Annotated in this window: 6 protein-coding genes and 1 pseudogene; 5 read left to right on the top strand and 2 right to left on the bottom strand. The window is 73.8% G+C overall.

What is annotated here, in order from left to right; all coding sequences use genetic code 11:
- Positions 1–672: pseudogene (locus tag MXD58_RS17535) on the top strand (hypothetical protein); the annotation flags it as partial.
- A gap of 11 nt (positions 673–683) precedes the next feature.
- On the top strand, positions 684–1,142 hold the full coding sequence (locus tag MXD58_RS17530) for a Fur family transcriptional regulator (RefSeq protein WP_308301987.1): 459 nt from the start codon (positions 684–686) through the stop codon (positions 1,140–1,142).
- Here the strand turns inward: MXD58_RS17530 and MXD58_RS17525 are convergent.
- Both MXD58_RS17525 and MXD58_RS17520 read right to left on the bottom strand, forming a co-directional pair.
- Positions 1,139–2,308, bottom strand: coding sequence for a CapA family protein (locus tag MXD58_RS17525; protein ID WP_248840119.1), 1,170 nt, complete (start codon positions 2,306–2,308; stop codon positions 1,139–1,141). The genes MXD58_RS17530 and MXD58_RS17525 overlap by 4 nt on opposite strands.
- Positions 2,309–2,484: 176 nt before the next feature.
- A complete protein-coding gene (locus tag MXD58_RS17520) occupies positions 2,485–3,411 on the bottom strand; it encodes an LLM class F420-dependent oxidoreductase (protein ID WP_248840118.1) in 927 nt (308 codons plus the stop codon).
- Positions 3,412–3,539: 128 nt separating this feature from the next.
- Between MXD58_RS17520 and pdhA the strand changes: the two genes are divergently transcribed.
- The 3 genes from pdhA to MXD58_RS17505 all read left to right on the top strand — a co-directional run.
- Positions 3,540–4,769 carry a pyruvate dehydrogenase (acetyl-transferring) E1 component subunit alpha gene (pdhA, locus tag MXD58_RS17515; RefSeq protein WP_248840162.1) on the top strand — a complete coding sequence of 410 codons (1,230 nt, stop codon included), beginning with the start codon at positions 3,540–3,542 and terminating at the stop codon, positions 4,767–4,769.
- Positions 4,766–5,827, top strand: a complete 1,062-nt coding sequence (locus MXD58_RS17510) for an alpha-ketoacid dehydrogenase subunit beta (protein ID WP_518478292.1) — start codon at positions 4,766–4,768, stop codon at positions 5,825–5,827. The genes pdhA and MXD58_RS17510 overlap by 4 nt, the downstream gene beginning before the upstream one ends.
- Before the next feature lie 37 nt (positions 5,828–5,864).
- A partial coding sequence (locus MXD58_RS17505; protein ID WP_308301986.1) for a biotin/lipoyl-containing protein occupies positions 5,865–6,291 on the top strand: 427 nt, incomplete at its 3' end.

Here is a 6,291-nt window from a genome sequence, read left to right as displayed (position 1 = left end):
GCCGGGGCCGTCGCCGCGGGTGTGCTCTGCCTCGCCGGCCTGGTCGCGACGCCGCTGAGCGCGGCGGGCGGGCTCGGCCCGCTGTGGCGCCAGCGTCACGAGGTCCGCCCGATCGAGAACATGGTCGCCGCCACGGCGGTCGCGCGCGGCTGGTACCGGCCGGGCGACGCTGTGGTCGTCGGTGGTCGCCTCGCCCGAGCCGGCTGGCTCTACGGCACCGAACTCAGCGACAGCACCGATACCAGCGACAGCACCGGGCACGGCGACGGCACGGGCACGGCGAACGCGCCGCGCCTCCCCAGATCGGCGACGACCTTTCTCGTCGAGGTCGGCCGCGGCGACGCCGCCCGGGCCGTGGCGGCACGCCGGGCGCGGCCGCGGGCCGTCCTGCTGTTCGTCCTCGCCTACGACCGGCGCGGCACCTCGGCGGAACTGTCCGCCCTGCGCCGAATCGGCTGGTGCCCGCGCGAGACCCGTGCGTTCCGCCTCACCGGCACCCTGTACGACCTGGGCCGCTGCGCGGACGCGCCGAGGCCGGCGCCCCCGCGCTCGTCCCCTCCGGCGCGCGGGCTCGGCGATAGGAACGCGACCGGGGGCCCATCCGCACGCCAAGATGCGAAAATGGGGCGACGTCCGCGGACCAGCCCGGAGATCAGAGTTCGGACAGGGTGAAGGGAGTGCCGGTGAGCATCGCGGGAAACGGCACCTGGCCCACCGACCGCCGCGGGGCGCCGGGCCGGGGCACGACCGTGCGGGCGACCCGCCAGGGCGACGCCGTCTGCGCCGCCCTCGCCGAGGCCGACGCCTTCACCAGTGCCCAGGACCTGCATGCGCGGCTGCGCGCGCAGGGCACCGCGGTCGGGCTCACCACCGTCTACCGGCACCTGCAGGTGCTGGTAGACCGCGGCGAGGTCGACATGATCCGCCGCGACGACGGCGAGACCGTCTACCGGCGCTGCGCCACCGAGGCCCACCATCATCATCTGGTCTGCCGGGTCTGCGGGCGGACCGTGGAGATCGCCGGGCCGGAGATCGAGGCCTGGACGGCCGCCGTCGCCGAGGCCGAGGGCTTCGTCGACGTCGCCCACACCGTGGAGATCTACGGCACCTGCGCGGGCTGCGCGGCGTCGGCCGCCCCCTAGTCCGTCGGCGTCGGGGCGAGTCCGGTGCAGCCACGCAGGGCGTTCCACCTGGCCAGGGCCTGTTCGGCGGCGGCGCCGGTCAGGGGCCGCGGCGCGCCGCCGACGATCCGGGCGGGCACCCAGGTCGCGTCGGTCGTCGCCCGGCCGGCCACCGTCAGCCGCAACACCCCGGACTCGGTGTTCGGCCCGGTGCCGGAGGAGTAGAAGACGAAGTTCCCCAGGCCGTAGTCGACGTACACACCGCTGTCCGCCCAGCCCGCACCGAGCAGGACGTGCGCGTGGCTGCCGACGACGACGTCCGCGCCGGCGGTGGCCAGCAGCGGGACGAGGGACCGCTGCGTCTCGCTGGGGCACTGCTGCTGCTCGACGCCCCAGTGCAGGTCGACGATGACCGTGTCCGCCTGCTGCCGGGCGGCCCGCACGGCCGCGACAAGCTTGTTGACCTGCTTCGCCGAGGCCAGCCCCGGTTTGCCTGGACCCGCCGTCCAGGCGGCGGCCAGCTCGTCGTCGAGGACCTGGGTGGCACCGATGACGGCGATCCGCTGGCCCTTCACCGTCGTGGTGTAGGGGGTGAAGGCACTGCTGTCGTCCAGGCCGATCCCGATCACCGGGTAGTGGGCGGCGGCGGCGTTGCGTAGCGAGTCCCGCAGCCCCACCTCGCCGAAGTCCATGCCGTGGTTGTTCGCCATGGTCACGACGTCGATGCCGGCCGCGCGCAGGGCCGTGAAAGCGCTGGCCGGCGCCCGGAACGTGAACTCCTTCGCGGCCGGCGTCCCGCCGTCGGTGACCGCGGTCTCCAGGTTCGCGATCGCCAGGTCGGCGCCGGCCAGCGTCGTCGAGATCGGGCCGATCGCCGTCGCCGGATCGGCCGCCAGCCGCTGCCCGGGCGCCCCGGCGAAGTGGATGTCCCCGCCGAACGCGATCGTCACCGGCTGGCCCGTCGGGCGGCGCGGCCCGGCACCGGCCGCCGCTGTCGTCGTGCTGATGACGCCGGCGGGCCGGGTGGTGCTCGCCGCGGAGGGGACGGCTGCCTTGCTGTCGTCGTAGGGAACGGCGCAGGCGACCACCGTCACGCACAGGACGGCGGCGGCTGCGAGCGCGCCACCCGCCGCGGTCGACCTCGGTCTTGCCCACCAGCGCGACGTCTTCCCCCGGTCCCACCCCATGGCGCGTTTCTCCGTCCGGCGGCCCGCAGCGTCAAGCCGCGCCGGGTCGCGTCCCTCGTCGAACCCGGCTGCCGCCCGGCCAACCGCCACTGTCGCATGGCAGGGCCGGCCGCGACCGTCGGATCCGCGACGTCGCCTGGTAGGCGCAGATCCTCACGCGCAGGGCCGAGGACTCCTCACAGGGCAAGCAGTGCCGGTGCGAGTTCGCGCCACTGGCGGCGCGGCAGCCCGCGGCGGTCGAAGTCCAGCACCTGCACGGCGACCTGGTCGGCGCCGGCGTCGAGATGTTCCTTCACCCGGCCGAGCAGCACGTCCGCGTCTCCCCACGGGACGATGGTGTCGACGAGGCGATCGGAGCCGCCGTCGGCGAAATCATCGTCGCCGAATCCGAACCGGCGCAGGTTGCTCGTGTAGTTCGGCAGCCGCAGGTACGAGCCGGTGTGCCGGCGGGCCAGCTCCCGGGCCTCGGTCGGGTCGGGGTGCAGCACGAACGCCTGCTCGGGGACGAGCAGCTTGGCCGGGCCGAGGATCTCCCGGGCGACGGCGGTGTGCTCCGGCGGGACGAAGTAGGTGTGGGCGCCGTCCGCGCGGTCGCGGGCGAGCCCGAGCATCTTCGGACCGAGCGCGGCGAGTACCCGCGGTGGTGTCCCGGCCGGCGGGACGGCGCGGTACTGCTCGGCCGCCATCCGGTCCATCTCCTCGAGATAGGCGGCCATCTGGGCCAGCGGGCGGGTGTAGGCGGCGCCGCGGATGTGCATCAGTTCGGCGTGCGAGACACCGAGGCCGAGCAGGAAGCGCTCGGGGAAGGCCTCGGCGAGGGCGAGCTGCGCGGCGGTCATCGTCAGCGGGTTGCGCGCGAGGATCTGCGCGATCCCGGTCGCGATCGTGATGCGGGAGGTCGCCGCGAGCGCGAGGCTCACGGTGACGAGCACCTCCCGGCCCTTGACCTCGCCGGTCCACAGCGTCGGGTAGCCGAGTTCGTCCAGCTCGGTGATCGCCTCTCGGACGACGCCGGCGGGCGAGAAGTCGAACTGTCCGCTCCAGACACCGACCTTCCCGATGTCCCGGCGGACCGGCGGTCGGGTCACGTCCTGCTCACTCATCACGGCGACACCGTACCGAGCCGGCCCGCGCCGCCCCGCGTAGCGTGCCAGATACGGGCTCCCGCAGATCCCAGATCAGGTTGCCAGCGGCCACCAAGGGTCTATCGTTGCTGAGTGTGACGGAGGTCATGCAGCTTCTCACCCCGGCCGGTCAACGGATCACCGTCGCTTCCCAGGCCATGTCGCCCGGACCGAGCCCGGCGGGCGAGCCGTGCCCACCCTCGGCGAACGCAGCCGCGGCCGGCGAGCTGACCGTCGCGGACATCGACCTGCCGGCGCAGATCGCCGACCTCACCGACGACGACCTGGTCGGCCTCTACCGGGACATGGTGCTGGTCCGCCGCCTCGACGAGGAGGCCACCAGCCTGCAGCGCCAGGGCGAGCTCGGCCTGTGGGCGAGCCTGCGCGGCCAGGAGGCGGCGCAGGTCGGCTCCGGCCGGGCGCTGGGCGCGCAGGACATGGCCTTCCCCTCGTACCGCGAACACGGCGTGGCCTGGTGCCGGGGCATCGACCCGATGGCGATCCTGGCGATCTTCCGGGGCAACAGCCTCGGCGGCTGGGATCCCGCCGAGCACGGCTTCGCCCTCTACTCGATCGTCGTCGGCGCCCAGACGCTGCACGCCACCGGCTACGCGATGGGCATGGCCCGGGACGGCTCGCCCGGCGCGGCCATCGTCTACTTCGGCGACGGCGCGTCCAGCGAGGGCGACGTCAACGAGGCCTTCGGTTGGGCCAGCGTGTTCCGGACGCCGCTGGTGTTCTTCTGCCAGAACAACCAGTGGGCCATCTCGGAGCCGGCCAGCAGGCAGAGCCGCACCGAGATCTTCCACCGGGCGAGCGGGTTCGGCTTCCCCAGCCTGCGGGTCGACGGCAACGACGTGCTGGCCTGCCTGGCGGTGACCAGATGGGCGCTGGCGACGGCCCGGGCCGGCGGCGGGCCGGTGCTGGTCGAGGCCGTGACCTATCGGATGGGCGCGCACACGACCGCCGACGACCCGACCCGCTACCGCGCGCCCGGCGAGCTCGACGCCTGGCGTCGGCGGGATCCGATCGACCGGATGCGGGCCCACCTCGGCGCGGCCGGTCTGCTCGACGAGGACCGCGAACGGCGCCTCGCGATCGAGGCCGACGCGTGCGCCCACGACCTGCGGACCCGGTGTCGGTCGATGCCCGACCCGGAACCTGCGAGTCTGTTCGACCATGTGCAGGTCACCGACACCGGACTGGTGTCGGTGCAGCGTTCGGCGTTCACGGCGGCCCCCGGCGACGGCGGCGACGGGCCGTACGTCCAGGGTGATCTCGACAGGAGGAGTGGGCTGGTGACGGGTGAGACGCGGGTATCCGGGCAGGCGTGGTGACCAGCGGGGCCGTCATCACCAACGGGCAGCGGGCGGACGCGGGCGCCGCGCCCGCCGCGCCGGCTCCGATCACGATGGCCAAGGCGCTCAACCTGGGCCTGCGCGCGGCGATGGCGGCCGATCCGAAGGTGCTCGTGATGGGTGAGGACGTCGGAACACTGGGCGGGGTGTTCCGGGTGACCGACGGGTTGCAGCAGGAGTTCGGCGAGCCGCGGGTCATCGACACGCCGCTCGCCGAGTCCGCGATCGTCGGGACGGCGATCGGCCTGGCCATGCGGGGCTACCGACCGGTGTGCGAGATCCAGTTCGACGGCTTCGTCTACCCGGCGTTCGACCAGATCGTCAGTCAGCTCGCGAAGCTGCACTACCGGTCGGCGGGCCGGATCCGGCTGCCGGTGACGATCCGGATCCCGTTCGGCGGTGGCATCGGCGCGGTCGAACACCACAGCGAGTCCCCGGAGGCGTATTTCTGCCACACGGCGGGCCTGAAGGTCGTCGCGTGTTCGAACCCGGCCGACGCCCACCTCATGATTCAGCAGGCGATCCGCTCCGACGATCCGGTGATCTTCCTGGAGCCGAAGCGCCGGTACTGGGAGAAGGCCGTCGTCGATCCCCGGCCGCTGACCGAACTGCCCGCGGCGGACACGACCGAGCTGCACCGCAGCATGGTGGCCCGCGCCGGCACCGACGCGACCCTGGTCGGCTACGGCCCCACCGTGCGGACCTGCCTGGACGCCGCCGAGGTCAGCGCCGCGGACGACAGCCGCTCGCTGGAGGTCATCGACCTGCGCTCGCTGTCCCCGCTCGACCTGACGCCGGTGCTGGACTCGGTGCGGCGCACCGGCCGGCTCGTCGTGGTGCACGAGGCGCCGTCGAACGTATCGCTGTCCGCGGAGGTCGCGGCCAGGGTCACCGAGGAGGCGTTCTACTCGCTGGAGGCGCCGGTACTGCGGGTGACCGGCTACGACACGCCCTACCCGCCGGCCCGGTTGGAGGACCACTACCTGCCGGACGTCGACCGGATCCTCGACGCCGTCGACCGGTCCTTCGGCTTCTGATCAGACCGCCACCGATTTCCGAACTGGGGTACGACCCGTGACGCAGCGACAGTTCCGGCTTCCCGACCTCGGGGAGGGGCTCACCGACGCCGACGTGGTCCGCTGGCTCGTCGAGGTCGGCGACGCCGTGACGGTGAACCAGCCGCTCGTGGAGGTGGAGACGGCCAAGGCGGTCGTCGAGATCCCGAGCCCGTTCGCCGGCGTGCTGGTCACGCGGCACGCGGAGGAGGGCAGCACGCTGGGCGTCGGCGAGCCGCTGCTGACGATCCGCACCGCCGAGGCCGAACCCGCGGACGGCGCGCCCGGCGGGGGCTCGGGCGCTGGCCACGCCGACCTGCCGCCGGGCGGCTCCGGGCCCCACGGCGTCGACGCCCACCCGGACGACGAACGCACCCCGGTGCTGGTCGGCTACGGACCGCGGACGAACCGGCCACTGCGCCGCGGCGCGCGGCGTCACCCCGTCC

This window comes from Frankia sp. AgKG'84/4 (assembly GCF_023242965.2).
Lineage (GTDB): Bacteria > Actinomycetota > Actinomycetes > Frankiales > Frankiaceae > Frankia.
The sequence above is the reverse complement of the archived record's forward strand: the minus strand, read 5'-3'. Positions and strand labels throughout refer to the sequence as shown.